Source organism: Vibrio sp. RE86, assembly GCF_013114545.1.
Lineage (GTDB): Bacteria > Pseudomonadota > Gammaproteobacteria > Enterobacterales > Vibrionaceae > Vibrio.
Genome location: NZ_VTXI01000001.1, coordinates 173,710 through 195,473, shown reverse-complemented (window position 1 = coordinate 195,473; position 21,764 = coordinate 173,710). Strand labels below are relative to the sequence as shown.

General features: G+C 44.9%; 24 protein-coding genes. 7 read left to right on the top strand and 17 right to left on the bottom strand.

What is annotated here, in order from left to right; genetic code table 11:
- Positions 1–158: 158 nt before the first annotated feature.
- From F0231_RS00980 to F0231_RS00965, 4 genes are read left to right on the top strand one after another with little or no spacing between them, the layout of a single operon-like run.
- Entirely contained in the window at positions 159–875 is a 717-nt protein-coding gene (locus tag F0231_RS00980) for an amino acid ABC transporter ATP-binding protein (RefSeq protein ID WP_171757845.1), read from the top strand.
- 5 nt (positions 876–880) lie between these two features.
- Positions 881–1,675, top strand: coding sequence for an amino acid ABC transporter permease (locus tag F0231_RS00975; protein WP_171758077.1), 795 nt, complete (start codon positions 881–883; stop codon positions 1,673–1,675).
- A gap of 12 nt (positions 1,676–1,687) precedes the next feature.
- A complete protein-coding gene (locus tag F0231_RS00970; RefSeq protein ID WP_171757844.1) occupies positions 1,688–2,527 on the top strand; it encodes a transporter substrate-binding domain-containing protein in 840 nt (279 codons plus the stop codon).
- Positions 2,528–2,581: 54 nt separating this feature from the next.
- Positions 2,582–3,493: an ABC transporter permease subunit gene (locus tag F0231_RS00965; RefSeq protein WP_171757843.1), complete on the top strand. Its 912-nt coding sequence runs from the start codon at positions 2,582–2,584 to the stop codon at positions 3,491–3,493.
- On the opposite strand, the gene F0231_RS00960 is transcribed toward F0231_RS00965, so the two are convergent.
- The 8 genes from F0231_RS00960 to F0231_RS00925 form a co-directional block, all read right to left on the bottom strand.
- Positions 3,474–3,884 carry a VanZ family protein gene (locus tag F0231_RS00960; protein ID WP_367613450.1) on the bottom strand — a complete coding sequence of 137 codons (411 nt, stop codon included), beginning with the start codon at positions 3,882–3,884 and terminating at the stop codon, positions 3,474–3,476. The two genes, F0231_RS00965 and F0231_RS00960, sit on opposite strands and share 20 nt — an antisense overlap.
- Before the next feature lie 84 nt (positions 3,885–3,968).
- Positions 3,969–4,427 carry a hypothetical protein gene (locus tag F0231_RS00955; protein ID WP_171757842.1) on the bottom strand — a complete coding sequence of 153 codons (459 nt, stop codon included), beginning with the start codon at positions 4,425–4,427 and terminating at the stop codon, positions 3,969–3,971.
- A gap of 12 nt (positions 4,428–4,439) precedes the next feature.
- Positions 4,440–4,601, bottom strand: a complete 162-nt coding sequence (locus tag F0231_RS00950) for a hypothetical protein (RefSeq protein ID WP_171757841.1) — start codon at positions 4,599–4,601, stop codon at positions 4,440–4,442.
- 224 nt (positions 4,602–4,825) lie between these two features.
- Positions 4,826–5,335 (bottom strand): hypothetical protein, encoded by a 510-nt coding sequence (locus F0231_RS00945; RefSeq protein ID WP_171757840.1) that lies wholly within the window; start codon positions 5,333–5,335, stop codon positions 4,826–4,828.
- Between the two features lie 214 nt (positions 5,336–5,549).
- A complete protein-coding gene (gene cyoE / locus F0231_RS00940) occupies positions 5,550–6,446 on the bottom strand; it encodes a heme o synthase (RefSeq protein WP_171757839.1) in 897 nt (298 codons plus the stop codon).
- The gene (locus tag F0231_RS00935; RefSeq protein WP_171757838.1) at positions 6,439–7,488 is read right to left on the bottom strand and encodes a heme A synthase; all 1,050 of its coding nucleotides are present in this window, start codon (positions 7,486–7,488) and stop codon (positions 6,439–6,441) included. The genes cyoE and F0231_RS00935 overlap by 8 nt, the downstream gene beginning before the upstream one ends.
- A 15-nt stretch (positions 7,489–7,503) precedes the next feature.
- Positions 7,504–8,052, bottom strand: coding sequence for a hypothetical protein (locus F0231_RS00930; protein WP_171757837.1), 549 nt, complete (start codon positions 8,050–8,052; stop codon positions 7,504–7,506).
- The gene (locus tag F0231_RS00925) at positions 8,045–8,794 is read right to left on the bottom strand and encodes an SURF1 family protein (protein WP_171757836.1); all 750 of its coding nucleotides are present in this window, start codon (positions 8,792–8,794) and stop codon (positions 8,045–8,047) included. The genes F0231_RS00930 and F0231_RS00925 overlap by 8 nt, the downstream gene beginning before the upstream one ends.
- On the opposite strand from F0231_RS00925, the gene F0231_RS00920 reads away from it, so the two are divergent.
- On the top strand, positions 8,784–9,029 hold the full coding sequence (locus F0231_RS00920; RefSeq protein WP_171757835.1) for a DUF2909 family protein: 246 nt from the start codon (positions 8,784–8,786) through the stop codon (positions 9,027–9,029). The genes F0231_RS00925 and F0231_RS00920 overlap by 11 nt on opposite strands.
- A gap of 18 nt (positions 9,030–9,047) precedes the next feature.
- Here F0231_RS00920 and F0231_RS00915 read toward each other — a convergent pair whose 3' ends face one another.
- From F0231_RS00915 to coxB, 4 genes are read right to left on the bottom strand one after another with little or no spacing between them, the layout of a single operon-like run.
- Positions 9,048–9,932 carry a cytochrome c oxidase subunit 3 gene (locus tag F0231_RS00915; protein WP_171757834.1) on the bottom strand — a complete coding sequence of 295 codons (885 nt, stop codon included), beginning with the start codon at positions 9,930–9,932 and terminating at the stop codon, positions 9,048–9,050.
- Positions 9,929–10,531, bottom strand: coding sequence for a cytochrome c oxidase assembly protein (locus F0231_RS00910; RefSeq protein WP_171757833.1), 603 nt, complete (start codon positions 10,529–10,531; stop codon positions 9,929–9,931). Before F0231_RS00910 ends, F0231_RS00915 begins: the two co-directional genes overlap by 4 nt.
- Positions 10,532–10,540: 9 nt before the next feature.
- A complete protein-coding gene (gene ctaD, locus F0231_RS00905; RefSeq protein ID WP_216611921.1) occupies positions 10,541–12,205 on the bottom strand; it encodes a cytochrome c oxidase subunit I in 1,665 nt (554 codons plus the stop codon).
- Positions 12,202–13,263, bottom strand: a complete 1,062-nt coding sequence (coxB, locus tag F0231_RS00900; protein ID WP_171758074.1) for a cytochrome c oxidase subunit II — start codon at positions 13,261–13,263, stop codon at positions 12,202–12,204. The genes ctaD and coxB overlap by 4 nt, the downstream gene beginning before the upstream one ends.
- Before the next feature lie 408 nt (positions 13,264–13,671).
- Between coxB and F0231_RS00895 the strand changes: the two genes are divergently transcribed.
- Both F0231_RS00895 and aqpZ read left to right on the top strand, forming a co-directional pair.
- Positions 13,672–15,378, top strand: a complete 1,707-nt coding sequence (locus F0231_RS00895; RefSeq protein ID WP_171758073.1) for a phospho-sugar mutase — start codon at positions 13,672–13,674, stop codon at positions 15,376–15,378.
- Positions 15,379–15,607: 229 nt separating this feature from the next.
- Positions 15,608–16,306 carry an aquaporin Z gene (gene aqpZ / locus F0231_RS00890; protein WP_171757832.1) on the top strand — a complete coding sequence of 233 codons (699 nt, stop codon included), beginning with the start codon at positions 15,608–15,610 and terminating at the stop codon, positions 16,304–16,306.
- Positions 16,307–16,393: 87 nt separating this feature from the next.
- Here the strand turns inward: aqpZ and F0231_RS00885 are convergent, their stop codons facing one another.
- From F0231_RS00885 to F0231_RS20890, 5 genes are all read right to left on the bottom strand, one after another.
- On the bottom strand, positions 16,394–17,821 hold the full coding sequence (locus tag F0231_RS00885; RefSeq protein ID WP_171757831.1) for a transporter substrate-binding domain-containing protein: 1,428 nt from the start codon (positions 17,819–17,821) through the stop codon (positions 16,394–16,396).
- A 241-nt stretch (positions 17,822–18,062) separates the two neighbouring features.
- Positions 18,063–18,761 carry a DsbA family protein gene (locus F0231_RS00880; RefSeq protein ID WP_171757830.1) on the bottom strand — a complete coding sequence of 233 codons (699 nt, stop codon included), beginning with the start codon at positions 18,759–18,761 and terminating at the stop codon, positions 18,063–18,065.
- Positions 18,762–18,773: 12 nt separating this feature from the next.
- Positions 18,774–19,274, bottom strand: a complete 501-nt coding sequence (locus F0231_RS00875; RefSeq protein ID WP_171757829.1) for a protein disulfide oxidoreductase — start codon at positions 19,272–19,274, stop codon at positions 18,774–18,776.
- Positions 19,275–21,383, bottom strand: coding sequence for a protein-disulfide reductase DsbD (locus F0231_RS00870; RefSeq protein WP_171757828.1), 2,109 nt, complete (start codon positions 21,381–21,383; stop codon positions 19,275–19,277). It abuts the gene before it with no gap.
- A gap of 89 nt (positions 21,384–21,472) precedes the next feature.
- Positions 21,473–21,736 (bottom strand): hypothetical protein, encoded by a 264-nt coding sequence (locus F0231_RS20890; RefSeq protein ID WP_367613449.1) that lies wholly within the window; start codon positions 21,734–21,736, stop codon positions 21,473–21,475.
- Between the last annotated feature and the right edge of the window lie 28 nt (positions 21,737–21,764).

The following is a 21,764-nucleotide window of genomic DNA, read 5'->3' as shown; positions in this document are numbered from 1 at the left end:
TATTTTTACATTTTACGCATCCTGTAAATTTTAAACTACATACGGTTAATTTAGAAAAAAAGGCAAAAGAAATCCGCTTCAGCATATCGCACAAGATGCATTATCACTCTGATATTGCTAAGGTAAGATAATAATTAAAAAGGAAAGCAAATTTAGGCATGAACGCCATAGAATTTAACAACGTCAATAAGTGGTATGGTAACTTTCAAGCACTAAAGAACATCAAACTTAATGTTCTCAAGGGCGAAATCTTAGTAATTTGTGGCCCTTCAGGCTCGGGCAAATCAACCTTGATACGAACCGTTAATGGTTTAGAAGCCATCAGTGAAGGCGATGTCACTGTTTTGGAAAAAACCAATAGCCAACTCGCTGCAGGGCAAGTCGGTATGGTCTTTCAACACTTCAACTTATTTCCCCACCTAACGGTACTCGAAAATCTCACACTCTCACCTATTCGCACGTTGCGCCTATCTAAAGGCGAGGCAACAAAGCGAGCGCTACACTTTCTCAAACGAGTTAACATCGAAGAGCAAGCCAATAAATACCCCGTTCAGCTTTCAGGCGGTCAACAGCAACGAGTCGCAATCGCTCGTTCATTGTGCATGCAGCCTGAAATACTCCTCTTTGATGAACCAACATCAGCGCTTGACCCTGAAACTATTCAAGAAGTGTTAGATGTGATGGTTGATTTGGCCAAAGATGGCATCACGATGATGTGCGTGACGCATGAAATGGGCTTTGCCAGAAAAGTCGCAGACCGAGTTATCTTTATGGATCAAGGTGAAATTTTGGAAATGGCTCCGCCTGAACAGCTCTTTTCAAATCCCAAGCACCCGAGAACGCAACAATTTTTGCAACAGATATTGAGCCATTGATGAATATGATTAGAGTTTTTCGGCCAGTTTTGTCTGCACTTGCTCAAATAGCCATTCTCTTCTTGAGTTTAGCTTGGCTACTTGATTCTGGTGCTCAAAGCATGGGTTATCGATGGCAGTGGGAGCGCGTTCCTGACTACATTGCTTTCTTTGAGGATGGAGAGTGGTGGCCTGCTGAATTGCTTGAAGGGTTAATGGTGACCATTCAAATCTCTGCGATCAGTTTAGGGTTTACTTTACTTATTGGTTTAACCACAGCCATGCTCAAGCTGTCCAATTCTTGGGTAGGTCGAGGCATCGCTAACGTCTACATTGAAATCGTTCGTAACACTCCTCTATTGGTACAAATCTACCTACTCTATTTTGTGTTCGGTCCTGTTATTGGCCTCGACCGTTTTTCGACGGCCGTTCTCGCACTCGCTCTGTTTCAGGGCGCTTACACGGCTGAAATTTTCCGAGGTGGATTGAACAGTATCCCAAAAGGGCAATTTGAAGCGGCAAAGTCCCTCGGTCTTAACCCGTTTTATACGTTTTACGATGTTATCTTGCCTCAGTTGCTGCAACGGACCTTACCGCCGCTGACCAATGAAGTCATATCTCTGATTAAAAACTCTTCTATTGTCAGTGTGATGGCGATCTTCGACTTAACAACAGAAGGGCGTAACATAGTCTCTGAGACGGCGATGCCATTTGAAATATGGTTTACAGTCGCTGGAATATATTTAGCCCTGACACTCACGTTGTCAGCGCTTTCTGCTTGGATGGAACACAAACTTGGCGCTAGTTGGCGCGCTCAATAAAGGAAATAACCAATGAAAAACATCGGAAGAAGTTGGCTTAAAGCAAAAGGATTTAAGGCCGCCATTACCGCATTGCTGGGGTTAGCGATTAGCTTACCAAGCCTGGCATCTGACACGCCGAACCTAGATAAGATCAATGATCGCGGTACGTTACGTGTTGGTATGTCTACTTTTGTACCGTGGGCAATGCGTGATAAACAGGGTGAGCTGATTGGCTTTGAAATTGATGTTGCGAAACGACTCGCTCAAGATTCAGGTTGGAAAGTAGAGTTCGTTCCTACCGCTTGGGATGGGATCATTCCAGCGCTACTTGCTCAAAAGTTTGATGTCATCATTGGCGGTATGAGTATTACCCCTGAACGTTCAAAAAGCGTTCTGTTCACTTCTCCTTACTCACATTCAGGGGTTCAAGTCGCAGCAAGTAAAGAGCTTGCCGAAGGCTTTTCTGAGTTCAGCGACTTCAACTCACGCAAAGTAAAAATTGCCGCACGTCGCGGCGCATTCACTGTTCAGGTAGCACGTGAAACTTTCCCGAAAGCAAAAATCCTTCAGTTCGATGACGACGCTCAAGCGTTCCAAGAAGTGCTAAACGGTAATGCTCATGCTGTTATTGCATCTAGCCCTAAGCCAGAACATGAAGCGGTTAAAAACAGCGATAAGTTGTTTATTCCATTTACCGATCGTCTATCAAAAGGCAATGAAGCGTTTGCCGTTCGTTTAGGCGAGGAAGATAAAGCGGCGTTCTTCAATCAGTGGATTGATGCTCGTACTCAAGATGGATGGTTAAAAGAGCGCTATGAGTACTGGTTCTCTACTTTAGACTGGCAAGATCAAATCGCCTCAGGCCAATAATAAATGTGCCCTACTTACTCTAAGTAGGGCTCACTTTCTAGGAACAGATTACAAGTGACCAAAAGCAAAGCCCTACCCGCAGAACCCTCTGCCAAATTTAAGTTCTCCGTCAACAAGCTGGATCTTTCTTTACTCGTATTGATTGTACTCGCAAGCTATTGGATCTATGAACGTTCAATCGTGGGCGTGAACTACACCTGGCGCTGGGCCGATGCTTGGTCACTCATTTTTACACCAAGGGCTGATGGTTCACTGCCTTATTTCTTTCAAGGCCTTATTGCTACTGTCAGAATCAGTGTTTGGGGTATGTTTCTCGCTTTGACACTTGGCACATTGATAGGCATCGCACGACAATCAAAGGTGACACTGTTTAGATTACCCGCTAATGCTTTTATTCAGCTCATTCGTAACATTCCACCATTGGTGTTCGTATTCATTTTCTACTTTTTCGTTTCTAATCAGCTTATCCCTTTACTTGGGTTAGACTCGCTTTTACGCGATCACCACGGCGACATTAACGCAGTGCAGGCCGTTATGTTTGGGCCAGCCAACCTATGGGAAAATTTACTCTCCGGTGTTCTGTGTGTCGGGATTCTTTCAGCGGCTTACGTTGCAGAAGTGGTTCGTTCAGGGCTGAACAATATCCCTAAAGGTCAGTGGGAAGCAGCGGATTCATTGGGCTTATCCACTTGGGTGAAGTATCGTTACGTCATCGCCCCGCAAGTGCTGGCTGCAATCACTCCCGCTCTGGCAGGACAAGCGATTTCACTGGTCAAAGACACCTCTATTGTTTCGCTTATTTCAATTCAGGAGATGACGTTTGTTGGAACAGAGATGGCGAATTCATCAGGACTGATTTTCGAGATATGGCTGATTGTAGGCGCTGCCTATCTGGCGTTGTGCCTTACGTTATCTTTGTTATTCAGAAAGCTGGAGCAACGAAGCACTAAACATCTGACTCGTTAGTTATAGAAAGAAATAGGTAACAGTGATAAATCAACGCCCCGGTTAGCACACAGGAAATATTGATACCTAGATCGACAAAAGAAAACTGTCGAAGAGGGTTGAATGCTTGTAACACCTCATCGGCTACAACCATTAAAAGAAGAACCCAAACCCAAAGAGATAGGCGAAGTTTAGATTGGGAGTAGTAATACTTAGGTGCTGACCAAGCAGCAAGAAAACCAAGAGACAGGGCGATAACCGTGTGTAAAACCCAAGCTCCACCAAGAGAAGTTTCCAAACTACGAATAACATCACCGTAGATATCGAACGACTTGGCCATCGATGCTAATCCACTCAGCAAGCCAACAAGAATAAAGACACCTAACCGGCGACTTACCAACTCTAACGTCACTTATACGCTCTCAGTTTGATAATAAAATGAGCGTATCAATATAAATGAATAATGCAGAGAGCTCAAAGTAAACCATTTTTATATTTACCTTAACGCTAAAAACTTATCGATTGCGACGCTACCCCACATCGCATAATAATACTCTAACGCTTTTTCCTGTCCTACGTGAGTTGCCATGTACTCCACGATAAGCTGAATTCTTTTCGTGTATTCAGGCGGAATAGTCGGGCTAGCCAACATCATAGAGATATTTTTGCAAAACTTATTAAGTAAACCAGTACGTTGGCTTTCATAGATATAGGAGCGGACAAAATTTTCTTTACTCGAATAGTCTAACATCCGATAAAAATCTAAAAGATCTTCATTGTCCAAAGCAATAATGAAGTGATGCTTTGTAGGATAATAGCCCTGCAACGTACTAATGGGTATACCTATATACTTACTGATCGCTTCATAAGTGCAGCTTTCAATTCCATTTTCCAAAATAAATCTATAAACCAATGAGTTATATAGTTCTAATTTATCTTCTTTATTACTCTTCACGTTTAACTCGTACTAGCTATCCATATTCAGCCTACGGACTTGGTAACCCATCTGAAGATAAGACTCACAAATAACGTCAACCGAGGTTTTAGACGTACACTTACTTAACTTCACTGAAAACCATGCTTTCCCATTTGGGCTCCACTCAAACATTACGGCTCTTTGCTGATCCACAAATCTATCCTTACCTAACCAAATTTAAACCGTTGGTTAATACGTTAACGCACCGTAAATGTACGCATTAATTAGCGACGACTATTACACCCTGTTGGTTAAAGGCTTTAAGTTGTAACTTCGTAAGTGTACGTATTAACTATCCAAATAAATCACACGTTTATAGAATCGCGTGTGCTTTAGAAGACAATACACCATGCGATTTAATTGAACAAGTTATTTCGTCAAGTGATGGAATATTTACCTATTTTTAGTAAAAATATACTGCCAAACAAGGTCAAAAATATTTCGTCGACTTCTTGATCAGTAAAGTGCCCTTTCAACTGCTTCTCGAATCGTATAAAGATTTTCGTGACTTTATCTCCTTGATAATCTGGAGAAATAAGTGACGCAACTGATGTAGTCACCAGAGTATTAAAAACTGGTTCTGACAGCAGCTCGCTAAAGGATTGAATGAACTTAGCTGAAGATGAGTAATCAAATCTTGTTGAAAAAAGTTCCAGAAAGTGACCTTCAAAAGCAGATAAAAACTCAGTTTGTGTGGGATAGTATCCTTGAAGAGTGCTTCGAGAAACTCCAACCTCATTGCTTAGGCGATCATAAGTACAAACATGAACACCTTCCTCTATGATAATCTTTCGTATCGCAGAATCATAAAGTGACTTACGACGCTCTCGCTCCTCTCTGGATATTCTTGGCATACTATGTTCTTCGACTGTTGAGCTAACTTTCATCTATGTTTTACTGGACCTTACTTATCAAAAAGTAAGTATCCATAACATTCTCGAATAATTTTTTGCTTCCGTTGTGTGTAATATGCTGCTCTAAGCAACTATTAGCACATTTTGAAGTGAAAACTACTAATATAATGTCAGCACATAGTATTCTAACTACGACCAAGTTTAAACAAGATGGTGTATTATAAGCAGTGTAAAATTGTAAAAATTATTATACAGCGTAGTGATCGATTAAAAGAACAACAAACAACAGCATTAGATGATAGATAGAAAACACAAACGTCTTAATCGCCGTCTTGTCTTCAGCTCGATATTTAAGCTTCCATGCATAATGGACAAATACAGAGCATAGTACTGTCACAACACAAAGATAAAACAGACCGGCCATACCAACTAGAACCGGCAATAAACAGATTGGATAAAGTAAGATGGTGTAAAGAAGAATCGAGGTCTTGGTGTACTCAATACCATGAGTCACGGGGAGCATCGGAATGTCTGCTTTGGCGTATTCCTCTTTTCTGTGAATAGCCAACGCCCAAAAATGGGGTGGCGTCCAGATAAAGATAATCATCACCAACAACCAAGCATGAGCATGAAGTTCACCCGTCACTGCTGTCCAGCCGAGCAATGGTGGCATCGCACCAGCAATACCCGCAATCACAATGTTTTGAGGCGTCGCTCGCTTCAAATACATGGTATACACCACCGCATAGCCGAGTAAGCTAGCAAAGGTCAACCAAGCCGTTAGCCCATTCACGCCAAAATAAAGCACCACAAAGCCGACTACGCCAATTCCGACTGCAAAGCTAAATACGTGGGATGACTTCATCTCACCCGACGGTAATGGTCGTTGATAAGTTCTCGCCATAATGGCATCTATGCGTTGGTCAATTAAGTGGTTAAACGCGGCCGCTGAACCCGCCATTAGACCAATACCAATTAAGCCAAGAATGCTCTGTTGAATAGGCAAAGCGCCAGGTACTGCCAAACACATTCCGACTAATGCAGTTAACAACATCAAAGCGACGACTTTAGGCTTAGTTAGCGTAAGATAGCTGCGCCACAAAGATCGTTCAGGTAGGGAGGCCGTACTGATTGATTTACTCATAAACACTCTCCTTGCTCTTCTTGGCCGTAACATGAGGCGGCGTTTCAGTCCTTACTTGAGTCGCACTCAAATACCACACTAAATAATTCGCTCTCAATACTGTAAGCAACAACAAAGCAGCGCCTAGATTATGAGCAACCGCGATAGCAAGAGGCAGACTAAACAGTACATTCCCAACACCTAGCCCAATTTGCAGTAATAGCATTAGAATCAGTGTTTTAGCGGCTGCGTGAAAACGACGATGTTTGCTAAATAATAGGAACGCGAAACAAGCAATGACGACCGCCACAACGGCTGCACCCACTCGATGAGAAACGTGGATTGTCATTCGAGCTCCGTAGTCGAGAGTACCAAACTCATAAGTTTCACGTTCTGGCTGAATGATCTCAAATGCACGCTCGAAATCGAGATGAGAAACCCAGTCACCTTGGCATATAGGTAACGTCGTACACATCAGCGCTGCGTAGTTAGATGATGTCCAGCCGCCGAGAGCGATTTGCAATACCACCACGATAAAAGCGACCGCCGCTATAACCTTCAACCCAACAAGATTAGGTAAGGTAATTTTTTCATTGGCTTGTTGCTGCACCTTCCACAAACTGAGCGCTAATAAACTAAAGAGCGTGAAACCACCCAGCAAATGGCCCATGACGATAATAGGCATCAACATCATGGTGACCGTCCACATCCCAAGCAGGGCTTGAAAAACAATCGTTGCAGACAAACCCACCGCTAATAAAACAGGAAGTTGCTTGGTTCGAATCCCAACAAACGTAATCGCGAACACAACCAAACCGAGAGTGCCGGCAAAGTAACGATGAATCATCTCAAGCCATGCTTTATCTGCTTCAACCGTCAAAGAAGGATAAAGAGACTTCGCTAAAGCAATCTCTTGCGTGTCATTTGGCACGGTGAGTTGGCCATAGCATCCCGGCCAATCAGGGCACCCCAAACCTGCATCAGCCAAGCGAGTATAAGCGCCAAGCAAAATCACAATAAAAGTTAGACCTAAACTGAATTTTATTAGCATTCTTAATGACATAGGCGCTCCTTGCGCTTAACCAACCCGAGATAGTTTCAGCAACTTTCTTAGGTCAGCAAGTAAACCTTTACTTTGCGGTACCAGCTCTTCTTGAGTCCCTACTTTTGGGTAACGCATCACTAACTGCCCCAATGGGTCAACAATGACGAACTCCGCTTGTGCAACGACTCCTTCGAAGTTTTCTCCTGTGTTGATTAGCGTGTACTCACTATTCACTTCAGGTAGGGCGTCACTGTTAGGGGTAACAATCAAAACTGGTTGAACTCTCTGTTGATATTTACCTAACGCGACATGGCTTTGCCCAAGTAGAAACAGTTGCTGCTCGCAAAATTCATCGCAATGAGTGGGAACAACGTAACCAAGTTGCCATTGCTGATTTTGATATGGATTTTCAACGCCTAATGACGCTAGGTGAGTCGTAGGTTCAATCAGCATTCCCTTGTTGGTGACACCCGATTGGTACCAATGCTGGCTTAGCACTGTCTTAGCAATGATCGCAGGCAAAGCAAACATCACAACTAAACTGACGAAAATGATTCTTCCTCTGTATACAGGGTTATTCATTCTGCGCTCCTTGCTTAAAGATTCGTACTAGCAGTATTAAACTCAACACGGCTAGCGCCCCAGCCATAGAAAACCATTGAACGGCATAACCTAAGTGCTTCTCTGATTTCATTGAAACCGGAGACCAAGGCTGAGGATAAGGCCATGATTTACTCTGCGGTTGTAAAACGTAATTCTCTAGCGGTACTTCCCAATGAGCCTCTAATTGAGAGAAATTCAGATTTTGAATCCGACTCGGCACACCCGGTTCTAAATACAACGATTGGCTCAATGGGTTGGTCGATTTACGATACAAACGCCCTTCTATCGACATAGGTTCTGTTAACCAAACCACTTTAGGTAATTCAGAACGCAGTGCTGGCGCTTCAACAAATCCTCGTTCCACAAGCAGCCATCTACCCCCATCGCTTTTCACTAACTGCAAGGCCAGATATCCCACATTCCCGTTAAAGTTTTGATTATCCAGTAAGAGATACTTATCAATAACAGGCGTAGCGCTCACCACAACTTTTGTTCCGGTTGGATTATCCAGCGCATCACTTGCTAATGCTTCCAAACGAATCGGAATTTGCTCGCTTTTCAACAGCACGTGTTGCTCTATCTCGCTCTTCTCTTCTGCTCTGGATAATTGCCAAAAACCCAATTTGACCAAAAACGAAAAGGCAACCACAGTTACAAGACTCACAACAATAAATCGTCCCTTTTTCATCTGAGCAACAAAGGAACCAGTTATGGTATTCATATTCAAATTGTTACTAGTGCTGTTGTTACTTTTCATTCTGTTTAACCTTGGTCGAGCAATGCTTGAAATGGTTAAAGGCTCTGATTCAGATGATGAAGACCAAGAAAGTAACGAAGACGATAAGCCAATGAGCTTCTATCTTGGTCGTCGAGTTTTCCTCTCTGCACTCGCAATTGTCCTTTTAGTTGCCGCTCTTCTTACTGGTTTAATAGAGCCCAATGTTAGGCCATACTAACTACGGCTTATCATATCGTTAAATCACGTAAACAAACACAAACAAACATAGCCACACCACATCAACAAAGTGCCAGTACCAGCTGCCCGCTTGGAATGCGAAATGATTTTTGGGTGTAAAGTGATCTTTCGCTACCCGCCCTAAAAGCACGACGAGGAATATCGTCCCCAGTAAAACGTGCATGCCATGGAATCCAGTGAGCAAGAAGAAGGTATTACCATAGATGCCCGACTGTAGAGTTAAGCCAAGGTCTCGATAGGCATGAACATACTCAACGCCTTGGTAGTAGAGGAAAAAGCCCGCCAATACGATGGTAAGCTCTAACCAAACGATCAGAGCCATTCTTTTGTTCTGTTCAAGACTGATGTGCGCCATATGTAGCGTGATTGAAGACGTAAGAAGCAAGATCGTGTTAATAAGAGGAATGCCCTGCCATGCCATTGCCGTTGTTGTTCCACCACCCGGCGTGAGTGTCAGTGGCCACATTGCCTCGAAAGCTGGCCAAAGAACTTCATGAGTCATTGCATTGTTGCTTGCCCCAGCCAGCCAAGGAACCGAGATCATTCTTGCGTAGAAGAGTGCACCAAAGAAGGCACCAAAGAACATAATTTCAGAGAAGATAAACCAACTCATTCCCTGTCTAAAAGAGCGAGACAATTGCGCGGAGTATTTGCCGCTCATCGATTCTGTAATCACGTTGCTAAACCAGCCAGCAAACATGTAGAGCAAGAAGAGAAAGCCTGACAGCAATATCAACTTGCCGAAAACGCTACCATCGCCGCCCTCTGCCATGTTCTGCACTGTTAGACCAGCACCAACGGCAATCAAAAACAGGGACACTGCACCAACGATCGGCCAACTACTCTGTGCGGGTACGTAATAGGACTGATGTTTAGAACTCATTGTGTTGCTCCTTGCACCTGCTCACTGCCTAAATCCATGGAGTTATTCGCTAACTCTGCAGTGGTTGAGGTTTCAGTAATGTCATACAGGGTGTACGACAAGGTCAGGGTATGGATAGACTCTGGGATATCAGGCTCGATATAGAAAATGAGCGGCATTTGAGTTTCTGCTTGAGCTTCAAGCGGCTGTTTGTTAAAGCAAAAGCATTCAATCTTATTGAAGTAAGTCGCACCTAAACCAGGAGAGACCGAAGGCACCGCCTGCCCGATGATCTCACTTCGAGCGAGGTTTTTTGCGATGTAGGCCGTCTGTATGACTTGTCCAGGATGCACATCCATCGTCGTCTGCTCTGGCTCAAAAGACCAAGGAACGCCTTGATTATTGTGAGCCATAAACTCAATACGAATCAGTCGCGAAGTATCTGGCACCATGCCTTGCGGTTGAATCACCGATTCACTGTTCGTTTTGCCGTTAATCCCCAGCGCATCACACATCACGTCATAAAGTGGGACAAGCGCAAAACCAAACCCAAACATTGCCACAACAGCAGCGCATAGCTTGAGTGTCAACGATGTGTTTGATTTCGCTTTCCCATCCATGGCGTACTCCTAGTCCACTTTAGGTGGCGTTGAGAAAGTATGGTGAGGTGCAGGACTTGGCACTGTCCACTCTAAACCGTCAGCACGATCCCATGGTTTAGCTGGGGCTTTTTCTCCCCCGCGAATGCATTTGATCACCAGCCACAGGAAGATCAGTTGAGAAAGGCCAAAGGCAAATCCACCAATCGAAACAATCTGGTTCACATCCGCAAATTGGATAGCGTAATCAGGAATACGTCTCGGCATGCCCGCTAAACCCAAGAAATGCATTGGGAAGAACAGCACATTCACTGAGATAACCGAACACCAGAAATGCCACAGACTAAGTCGATGGTCATACATGTTCCCAGTCCATTTCGGAAGCCAATAATAGGCGGCGGCCATAATCGAGAACACGGCTCCAGACACCAACACATAGTGGAAATGCGCTACGACAAAGTAGGTATCGTGATACTGGAAATCTGCTGGCACAATCGCCAACATCAAGCCAGAGAACCCCCCAATCGTAAACAGGATAATAAAGGCTATTGAGAACAGCATCGGCGTCTCAAAGGTCATAGCTCCTCGCCACATTGTCGCCACCCAGTTAAACACCTTCACCCCAGTAGGCACCGCAATGAGCATGGTGCAGTACATAAAGAAGAGTTCAGCAAACACTGGCATACCGGTAGTAAACATGTGGTGTGCCCAAACTAGGAACGATAACAGTGCGATACTGCACGTCGCGTAGACCATCGAGTGATAACCAAAGAGCTTCTTGCCGCTAAATGCTGGAATAATCGCCGAAACAATACCGAAAGAAGGCAAAATCATAATGTACACTTCGGGGTGACCAAAGAACCAAAAGATGTGTTGGAACATCACAGGGTCCCCGCCACCAGCCGCGTCAAAGAATGACGTACCAAAGTATTTATCCGTTAACACCATGGTGACCGCCCCAGCAAGGACGGGCATGACCGCAATGAGTAGGAACGCAGTGATAAGCCATGTCCAAACAAACATAGGCATCTTGAACCAAGTCATGCCTGGTGCTCGCATATTCACAATCGTTACGATCACGTTAATCGCGCCCATGATCGAACTGATCCCCATAATATGAACAGAGAAGACAAACAGTGCCGTACTATCTGGGCCATAAGTGGTCGACAGTGGCGCATAGAAAGTCCAGCCAAAGTCAGGGCCTCCACCTTCGGTGAACAAGGAGGCGAGTAAAATCGCAAAGGCAAATGGGAGGATCCAAAAACTGAGATTGTTCATTCGTGGCAACGCCATGTCTGGCGCACCGATCATCATTGGAATCATCCAGTTAGCAAGACCAGTAAACGCCGGCATGACAGCACCAAAGACCATAATCAGGCCATGTACTGTCGTCATCTGGTTGAAAAACTGTGGTTCAACAAGCTGCAATCCCGGCTGGAACAATTCGGCGCGAATGATCATCGCCATTGCACCACCCGTTAAAAACATGATGAAACTGAACCATAAATAGAGCGTGCCGATGTCTTTGTGGTTGGTGGAGTACAGCCAGCGAGTGATGCCTTTTGCAGGTCCGTGGTGGTCATGGTCATCAAGCTCGACCGCAATACCACTGTTTGCTCGGCCTAGATCAGCGTCTGAAGCAGGCGCAGATTTGGTTTTATCTTCGATTACAGAATCAGGTTTGGACGTTTTCATTGTCCCTCCTTAGACGCCTTAAACTGGTTCACATCCGACGCTTGAACCAAATCCCCTACGCTGTTGCCTAACCCATTTCTTTGATAGGTAACAACGGCAGCGATCTCTTTATCAGTCAACTGGTTTGCGAAAGCTTGCATCGCCGTCCCAGAGCGACCATTAACAACAATATCAATGTGATTACTTACTTCGCCCGTTGCTACTGCGCTTCCAGTGATTGCGGGGAACGCACCTGGAATACCTGCACCGCTTGCTTGGTGGCAGACTGCACAGCGATCTTGGTAGACTTTCTCACCGATTTGCATCAGCTCTTCTTTCGATAACGATGCGGTCAATGAAGCAGCGGCTTCTTGCTTCGCTTGGGCAATCTCTGCTTTTTTCGCGACCAGCCAGTTGTCGTACTCTTCCTCTTCCATTGCGTGAACAACGACTGGCATAAAGCCATGCGCACGACCACACAGCTCCGCACATTGACCACGATAAACACCAGGCTCATCTATGCGTGTCCAAGCTTCGTTGATAAAGCCAGGAATAGTATCTTTCTTAACGGCGAAATCCGGCACCCACCAAGAGTGGATAACATCATCGGAAGTCATTAAAAAACGAACCTTGCGGTTGATAGGTAAGACGAGTGGTTCGTCTACTTCAAGTAGATAGTGAGCGCCCTTTTCCTCAACCCCATCAATGGCTTTTTGACTCGTTGCGAGTAGGCTGAAAAACTCAACGTCTTCACCAAAATAACTGTAGTGCCACTTCCATTGAGAGCCGGTGATTTTGATCGTGAGATCTGACTGGGAAGTATCTTCCATCGCAACGAGCGTTTTCGTCGCGGGAATGGCCATTAAGACCAAGATGATGATGGGAATAACCGTCCAAATCACTTCCACTTTGGTGCTCTCGTGAAAGTTTGCGGCGACAGCACCTTTTGATTTTCGATGGTGATACATGGAGTAGAACATGGCGCCAAAGACAATCAATGCGATCGCGCAGCAGATGTAGAAGATCAGCATATGCAAGTCATAAACCTTGCCACTGATTTCGGTAACACCTTGGGTCATGTTGTAGTTGTTCTCTTCAGCTTGCACCGTGCCAAAAAGTAACAAAGTACTCAATTGCCCCAATAATAGTGGTGAACGTTTCAAAAGACGTCTCCTCTGCCAGAGCCCTTGATAGGTCGAGTACTCACTTATACGCAAGAAAGTACCAACTAGCCTTTAGACCCTTGTATTTCCGTATAAACAGCAAATTTGATTAAATTTGTTATATTTATGTTAATAAAAGCTAGTTGCCGTTTTCTGATTGTGCAAGAAAGTCCTATGAGAAATGGCGACGAGCTGAAACATGTGGAGTTTAGCGATTGCGCTCTCGCAAATGATAATCAATATCAATTAAAATCAAGCCAGTTTTTGTAATTAACATAGACTTAAGTGAGAGAGAAAACTTAAGGCATGGAAAAGGTAATGCTCATGATGGAAAAAGTGACACTTTGGTTAGAAAAAGATCCCGACCCACATACAAGAGAAGAACTTCAACAGCTGATCGATGAGAAAGTATTCGCTGAACTGGAAGACCGTTTCAGCCAACGCCTCGAGTTTGGCACGGCTGGGCTACGTGGCAAAGTGGGCTGCGGACCAAATCGAATGAACCGATTGGTGATTCAAGAGACTGCGACAGGGTTAGGCCATTACCTAATTGACCAAGTAGACAATGCCCAAAACCGTGGAGTTGTGATTGGGTACGATGGCCGAACAGACTCCAAACAGTTCGCCCATGACACAGCCTCAGTACTAACCTCACTTGGCATCAAGGTGTTCCTGCCCCATGCCGTAGCTGCGACGCCGATTGTCGCCTTTGGTGTGAAACACTTCAATGCAGCGGCGGCTGTTGTTGTCACCGCCAGCCATAATCCACCCGAGTACAATGGTTTTAAGGTTTATTGGGAAAACGGCGCGCAGATTATTCCTCCGCACGATTCAGGTATTGCAGCGGAGATTGATATCGCAGCAACGAAGCCTATCCCTCTCATGGCACTTGATGATGCAGAAAAGCACAATCTCCTCGTATGGCTGAAAGAGGATTACTATCAGACTTACCGTGAAACCATGAATAACAACCCATTGCTCTCGAATCATACCCAACCAGAGCAAGTCGCTATCGCCTATACCGCAATGCATGGTGTGGGGGCTGACATGGCAGAAACGCTCTTGAATGACGCTGGATTTACCCACGTACACAGCGTGCCAGAGCAGCGTGAACCCGATGGCAGCTTCCCAACAGTCAACTTCCCTAACCCTGAAGAAGCCGGCGCGATGGACATGGTGGTAGCACTTGCTAAGCAGCACAACGCCGATCTCGCCTGCGCTAATGACCCTGACGCTGACCGATTTGCCGTTGCGGTACGAAAACCTGATGGTGACTACCAAATGCTAACTGGCGACCAAGTGGGCTGTTTGTTCGGCCACTACTTGCTAGCTAAAGAGCAAACTAAGCCATCACTTGTCGGCAACACGATTGTCTCTTCAACCTTGCTTGAGAAAATTGCACTCTCACATGGCGCAGAATATTTCCAGACTCTGACTGGATTTAAATGGTTGACCAACGTCGCTATGCAAAAACAGACAGACACGAAACCCTTCTTGTTTGCTTACGAAGAAGCGCTTGGGTATACCGTTGGCAGCAAAGTCTGGGACAAAGATGGGCTATCCGCGTTGGTTGCATTTGCACAGTTAACTGCTGAGCTAAAAAGCCGAGGAGAAACTATCTGGGATCAATTGGAGTCTCTTTACCGTCAGCATGGCCTTTTCCTTAACGCTCAGCGTAGTATCGCCCTTGACCCGAACTCCCCTCCAATTGGGGATAAGTTGAGAGCCAATCCGCCCACTATGATTGCTGGTAGCAAAGTGGAGGTAACAGAAGATTTGAAATCACTAACTAAACAATTCGCTGATGGGTCTACTGAGACTATCAACCTACCTGCAAGTGATGTGCTTATCTACCACCTGTCGTGCGGCGCTAGAGTAATTGTTCGCCCTTCAGGTACAGAACCAAAACTGAAGTGTTATTACGAAGTGATTGAAGCCTTCGATGATCAAAGTTCCTTCGAAGAAGTTCAAGCGAAAGCGTCTGAATCTATGGGTATGCTAATTTCAGAGCACCAACATAGCCTCATTTAATCCCCTCCTATCAGTGCCCCTTTCAATAGGGGCACTCAGAAAAATCTCACAGATTAAATTTATTACTCCGGCAAAACTCGCTTTATATTGGCAATTATTTGACCAAAAAGTGAGATCTGACGATAAAACAACAATTACCCAACGCAAAATTCATATTTCTGAACTTTACTTTCCAATATTGCTGATAACTATCAGCGTATTTTCTATTTAATTTTAGTGGGATTAGTTTATGAATAAATACATCGCAGAGTGTTTTGGTACGTTCTGGCTTGTACTTGGTGGTTGTGGCAGCGCGGTATTAGCGGCTGCGTTTCCTGATGTAGGTATTGGCTTATTGGGGGTTTCACTCGCATTTGGTCTGACTGTTTTGACCATGGCGTTTGCTATCGGCCATATATCAGGCTGCCACCTCAATCCAGCTGTCAGTATTGGACTTTGGGCAGGTGGCCGCTTTGAAGCTAAAGAACTTCTGCCTTACATCATTGCACAAGTTCTCGGTGGTATTATCGCTGGCGGTGTTTTGTATGTTATCGCGAGTGGTCAAATGGGGTTTGACGCTGCGGCATCAGGCTTTGCATCAAACGGTTATGGCGCTCATTCTCCGGGCCAATACTCTATGACCTCTGCGCTAGTCACAGAAGTTGTCATGACCATGGTATTTCTAGTGGTGATCTTGGGAGCAACAGACAGCCGTGCTCCACAAGGGTTTGCACCTATCGCAATCGGCCTTTGCCTGACTTTGATTCACTTGATTAGTATCCCTGTCACCAATACATCAGTAAACCCAGCCAGAAGTACAGGTGTCGCTCTTTATGTAGGAGACTGGGCTGTGTCTCAATTATGGCTGTTCTGGGTCGCTCCAATTGTCGGCGCTATTCTCGGTGCCGTTGTTTACAAAGCGATATCGGGCTCAACTGAAAAAGAGTAAATACTATTGAAATAAAAATCCCCACTCTGAGGTGGGGATTTTAAGCCAGCAAGAATGACCAGATATTAATTTAGGTTGGTATTATATCTAGTCGACAAGATGAAGCTCATGCAATTTAGCATTACCGTTATTAGCAAGATTGATTCGCGCTAGTTGCTTATAAATCACATAGTATCGATTTATATTCGCCACATAGTGCACAGGCTCTCGGCTAATATGTCTACGAGCAACGATCTCAACATTCTTAAACCATTTGTTGGGATCATACCCATATTCTTTAGCTAACTTTCGAATCTTACGAATTTTGGCAGGTCCTGCGTTGTATGCCGCGAGACTAAAATAGATTTGGTCATCGAGAGAAATATTCTCATCATCAAAATAACGTTTATGAATAAAGCTTAAATACTTCACGCCTGCGTGAATGTTATTTTCAACTTGGTGTATGTTTTTGATATTAACGTTTCTATCTTTTGCTGTGCTGGGTAGCACTTGCATCACACCAACGGCACCACGATGAGAGACTTTACGTTGATCAAGGCCTGACTCTTGGTAACTTTGAGCCGAAACCATAAGCGGATCAAAACCAAATATGTCTGAGTAGTGCTCAAATAGGTGAGAAAGGTTTGCCAGTTTTTCTAGCTTGTTATCGTCTAATGCGCGACTAAGCCAACGTGTATTCTCGATGTAACGACGATAAATCACATTCCCGAGTAAGGTGCCTGATTTCGCTTTGGCAATGTAACGATTAATTTCCGTCTTCAGCTGAGGACTATCATGACGAAGTGCCCAAGCAATCTCACTCCCTTTACGAATAGGTAGATCTCGATGCAGCGTGATGTTGTCCATCACATTCTCCCACATCTTCGCTTTATGGCTATCCAACACTGTCGCGTTAATAAAGCCTTTATTGACCATCTCGATCAATTCGTAATCTTGGAGAGTCTCTTCAATGAAGTTGATGTGGATTGGTGGCATATCTAAGCTATCAAGGTGTTGATTCACCTTCTGTAAACTTTCAAAGTAGCTCGAGCTTCCACGCACCCAAATTTCTTGGCCGCTGAGATCCGCTAACGAGGTCATCGGTGCTTGTGACTTGCTGGTAATGATCCACTCTTGACCATCTTTAATCACAGGATCACTGAAATCGACATGCTTTTTGCGGCGATCGGTAATCGTTAAATTCGCCACGGCCACATCACCGTACCCCACTTTAAGTGACTCAAGGAGATCGTCACGAGAAATGGGAATCACTTGCACATTCACAAACGGATGCTGCTTCTTTATGCTCTTCTCAAAGTGATAGAGCATCTCAGCGACAATCCCTTTAGGCTTACCACCTTCAATGTAGTAAAAGCCTAAATCGGCAGAGACAAGAACGCGAATCACGCCCCTTTTTTTAAGATCTTGGAAATCTCCTAAATACGGTTTTGACGACAACGGCGATAACTCTAATGCCGCTACTCCTGTGGTAAACAACCCACACACGACGATCAGTAATAAACGAATCACACCCACACTCCATGTTGATGATTTGTTATATCCATTAATGAAGACGATATACTTTTAGACCAAAATCATCAAGTAACAGTACACAAAACCCTATTACATAAATTCTCTCACTCACTCTCTAATTTAGTTTTTCATCAATAAAAAATGAAAACGCCAAGCAAATTGCTTGGCGTTTCGATTGATTATCAAAGCACTTATTCGAAAATAAGGCCTGTTCTAGTGTTAATCACTGTTTTGAATTATTCGTTTATAGCTGCTCTTTGACAACCTTTTCTAACTGCTCATAAGGTACATACCCCGGAATCACTTGCTCATTCATAATCAATGCAGGCGTTCCTCGAAGCCCGAGGCCAGTAAACATCGCGTAGTTGTTCTCTAGCTGAGTCTTAACTTCATCGCTCATATTAAGGTACGTCGTCGTCCCCGTTTTTTGCGCAATTTTCATTAGCGATCCCGCATTGTGAGCCCCAGGCTTCGCAACTAATAGGTCGTGGACCTGTTGGTACTTTTCACGGTCTTGCTGCCATACATTCAGGGCATACGCTGCAGAGCTCAATGAATCACTGCCTTCCTTTAGCGGAACATATAAATTCACAACCTTAATCTGTGGGTAATCTTTGGTGAGCTTAGCGAGTTCTACATCAAGCTTCTTACAAAATGGGCAGCTATAGTCCGTGACATTGATGATGGTCATCTCTCCATTTTCAGCGCCCATAAACGAGTGGTTTGGGTCATTAATGTACTTATCGCTGCTTTCTAGCAACTGCGTAAACTGCTGCTGTTGTTTAATATACATGCCTAAGCTTTCGTGCAATCCATCCACAACCTGTGGGTTGCTCTCTAGCATTTGAACGATTTCAGCGATTTTCTCTTGTTGTGAAGCAGCCAGTACAGGCATTGAAATGAGCACACTCATCGCCAGTGCGATAGTCATTTTTTTAAACATTGATAATTCTTCCTAGTGATTTAACCAAAGACGTGCCAGTAATCCCGGAGGTGTTGTAATACCGGTGGTCACGGACTCAATTTTTCCGTCTTTGACAATAAATATGGTTGGCGTAACAGAGATGCCCCACTCTCGAAACAGTTGTGAGTTCTCATCGTTTACATTGGTAAATTGGTAGTCGTGTGACTGCTTGAATGCCTCTACTCTCTCGATAGGGCCTGATGCACCAGACACCGCAACGACTGGATAGTATTGGCTGACCCAATCCACCGTCGGGCTAACGAATTTACAAGCAGGACACCAGGTTGCCCAAAAGTAGACAACAACCGGGGACTGGTGGCTCATCTCAATGACATCAATCACTTCGCCGTTTGTATCGTACCCGAGTAAATCAGGAGCACTTTCTATCGGCACACTTTGGCTGCGATAGATATCAACGGCAGTGGTGATCACAATCGCGAGCACAAGATAAAGAGAGAGCTCTTTAACCCATTTACCAAAAGATTTTTTCATTTACATCTGCCCTCCACTCGCCACTTCCAGCGCCTTAATGACGGTGTCTGACGTCAAAATCACTGGTAGTGGAATCCCTTCAGGTGCGTTCGGGCCATAAACAATGTTGAATGGGACGCCAAAACGACCATTCGCTCGCAAATAGTCTGTTACTTGGCCATCTGGGTGAGTCCAGTCACCTTGAATCGGCACAACATTCGAGTGCTGTAGTGCACTGTAGACAGGGTCTTGTAAGACAACGCCTATCTTATTGGCCTTACACGTCACACACCAATCTGCGGTCACATTTACAAACACCGTTTTGCCTTGAGCAACCGAGTTTTCAATCGCTTCATTTGACAACCTTACCCATGACGGTTCCGCGGGTAATGGCGTTGACCAATGATCGGCGGTCATACTGCCAACAAGCAATCCACCCGCTAACAATCCAAGTGAGAGAACGCCTGAAATGACCAATGCCTTGTCGCCGTAAATACGTTTGATTCGGGCAAGTAGCCAAATCATGATGACAAGCACAATCGAAATGACCCAAAAGATCGGAATATGGTTCGCTAGCAATGAGATAAGCCACAGACTGGTGAGCAGCATCATCACACCAAAGGCCAGCTTAACCTTATTCATCCACGAGCCAGGCTTAGGGAGGTAAGAAGCCAGCCCTGGGAACAATGCGACAACAAGCCAAGGCAGTGCCATACCCACTGCCAATGCCGTAAAGATAACCAACATCTCTCCGCTACTTGCAGCCAGTGCAAATGCAACCGCAGTACCTAAAAATGGCGCAGAGCATGGGGTAGCTAACAATGTGGCAAACATACCCTGTAAATAATGTCCGCCGTATGAATTGTCCCCTTTAGACGCCAGCCAAGTATTGGCATTGGAAGATAGACGAATCTCAAACAGTCCCAACATATTTGCACCAAACAGCGCCGTCACCGTCACCATGATGGCGATGAACCACGGACTTTGGAATTGGATTCCCCACCCTATGGCGCTACCCGATAATTTCAGCACCAGTAAGAAAGCAGCAAGTAACCAGAATGAGGTCAAGATACCCGCTGAAGAGGCAAGAAACTGCAAACGAATTTTACGTCGAGCCAAACCCTGAGTGGAAATCACACTGCTCAGTTTCATGCCAAGCACTGGCAACACGCAAGGCATCACATTTAAGAGCAAACCACCAAGCAGAGCAAAACCGACCATCTCAAGTAGCGTCAGCTTTGGTGCCAATGGCGAAATCACACCATTTGAAACCTCAGCCAATTGCTCTGCGATAAAGTCCGTATCTTGAATCGTAATGTTGACACTTTGGTCCGTCAGGTCGACATCGCCTAGCCAAGTTGATACGTCGAAAGTTGCTACAAGCTTACCCTCTGTCGTCTCCACCGCAGTGAGAAGATAGCTGTAATCACTGATCGCCGCATTGGTACTATCAACAATCACATTTGGATTATCCCACCCGAGAGGTTTGGTGAGTGTCACTTGAAGCTGACTGGTCGATGAGTCCCAAGTGGCAGATTGTGAGGTAATCAGTGGCGATGGCTTAGGCACAATGCTAATAGCTTGCGCGTGAATGTACATCGCTTGTTCATCAACGGTCAGTTCATTAGGCACAAAGCTTAGTGAGATAGGGTAATCCGTTAAGACACAAATGGTAGTGCACGACGAGAGCGTTAACTTAGCATCAATCAAAACGGGTTTATTGACATCTTCGACGTGCAACGTCATTGGGATCACTGTGTCGCCTTTATAACCTAGCGTGTGAATACCCAGTAAGCTGAACTGTTCTGGATGTGGCCAATGCCAATCAACCTCAGTTAGATTGGTCGATTTATCCCAGTTGATGCTTGGAGCCACGCCACCTTCCCCTGGGCTACGCCAATACGTTTTCCACTCGCCAGAGAGTTCAACTTCAAGGAAACCTTCAACCGTTTTTTCCTTTGGATTGAATTGACCCGTCAGTACAAAACGCGTTTTAACCGGAGGATGATCGGGATTAGTCAGCCAGCCTGTTTTTACCTGTGCAGAAGATAAGGCTGAAAACATCAACGCACTGAGAAGCAGAACAAAGCGACCAGCAATGCGAAGAATAGAAATACATTGTTTATTCATGTGTGTATCCATTGAGTTCCCCATACCATCATGGGGAATAAATAACAGGTGCGCAAAAGCGCTAACAAAAAAGTTAGTCGGTCGCGGCGTTACTCTCTAAAGACACAAAACGTTAAATGCAGCCGGTTGTTTGGAGGGATAGGTTCTGTAAACGCTGGCGCAGCATGATTGCTCACAATCCGCCAAGCGACCAAAACAAGTGCAATGATGAACACGGCAATAATGACGTGTTCTAAGCTGGCTTTGGCGCTACTGAGAAGCTTTTCCGTGAGGTCACACTGCTCACCGAGGTCATTTGACTGCGATGATTGCATGGTGTGGTCAGTTAAGAACGACGTTTTAAATTCGCACACAGACTGCCAACCTGCATTCTGCGAAAGA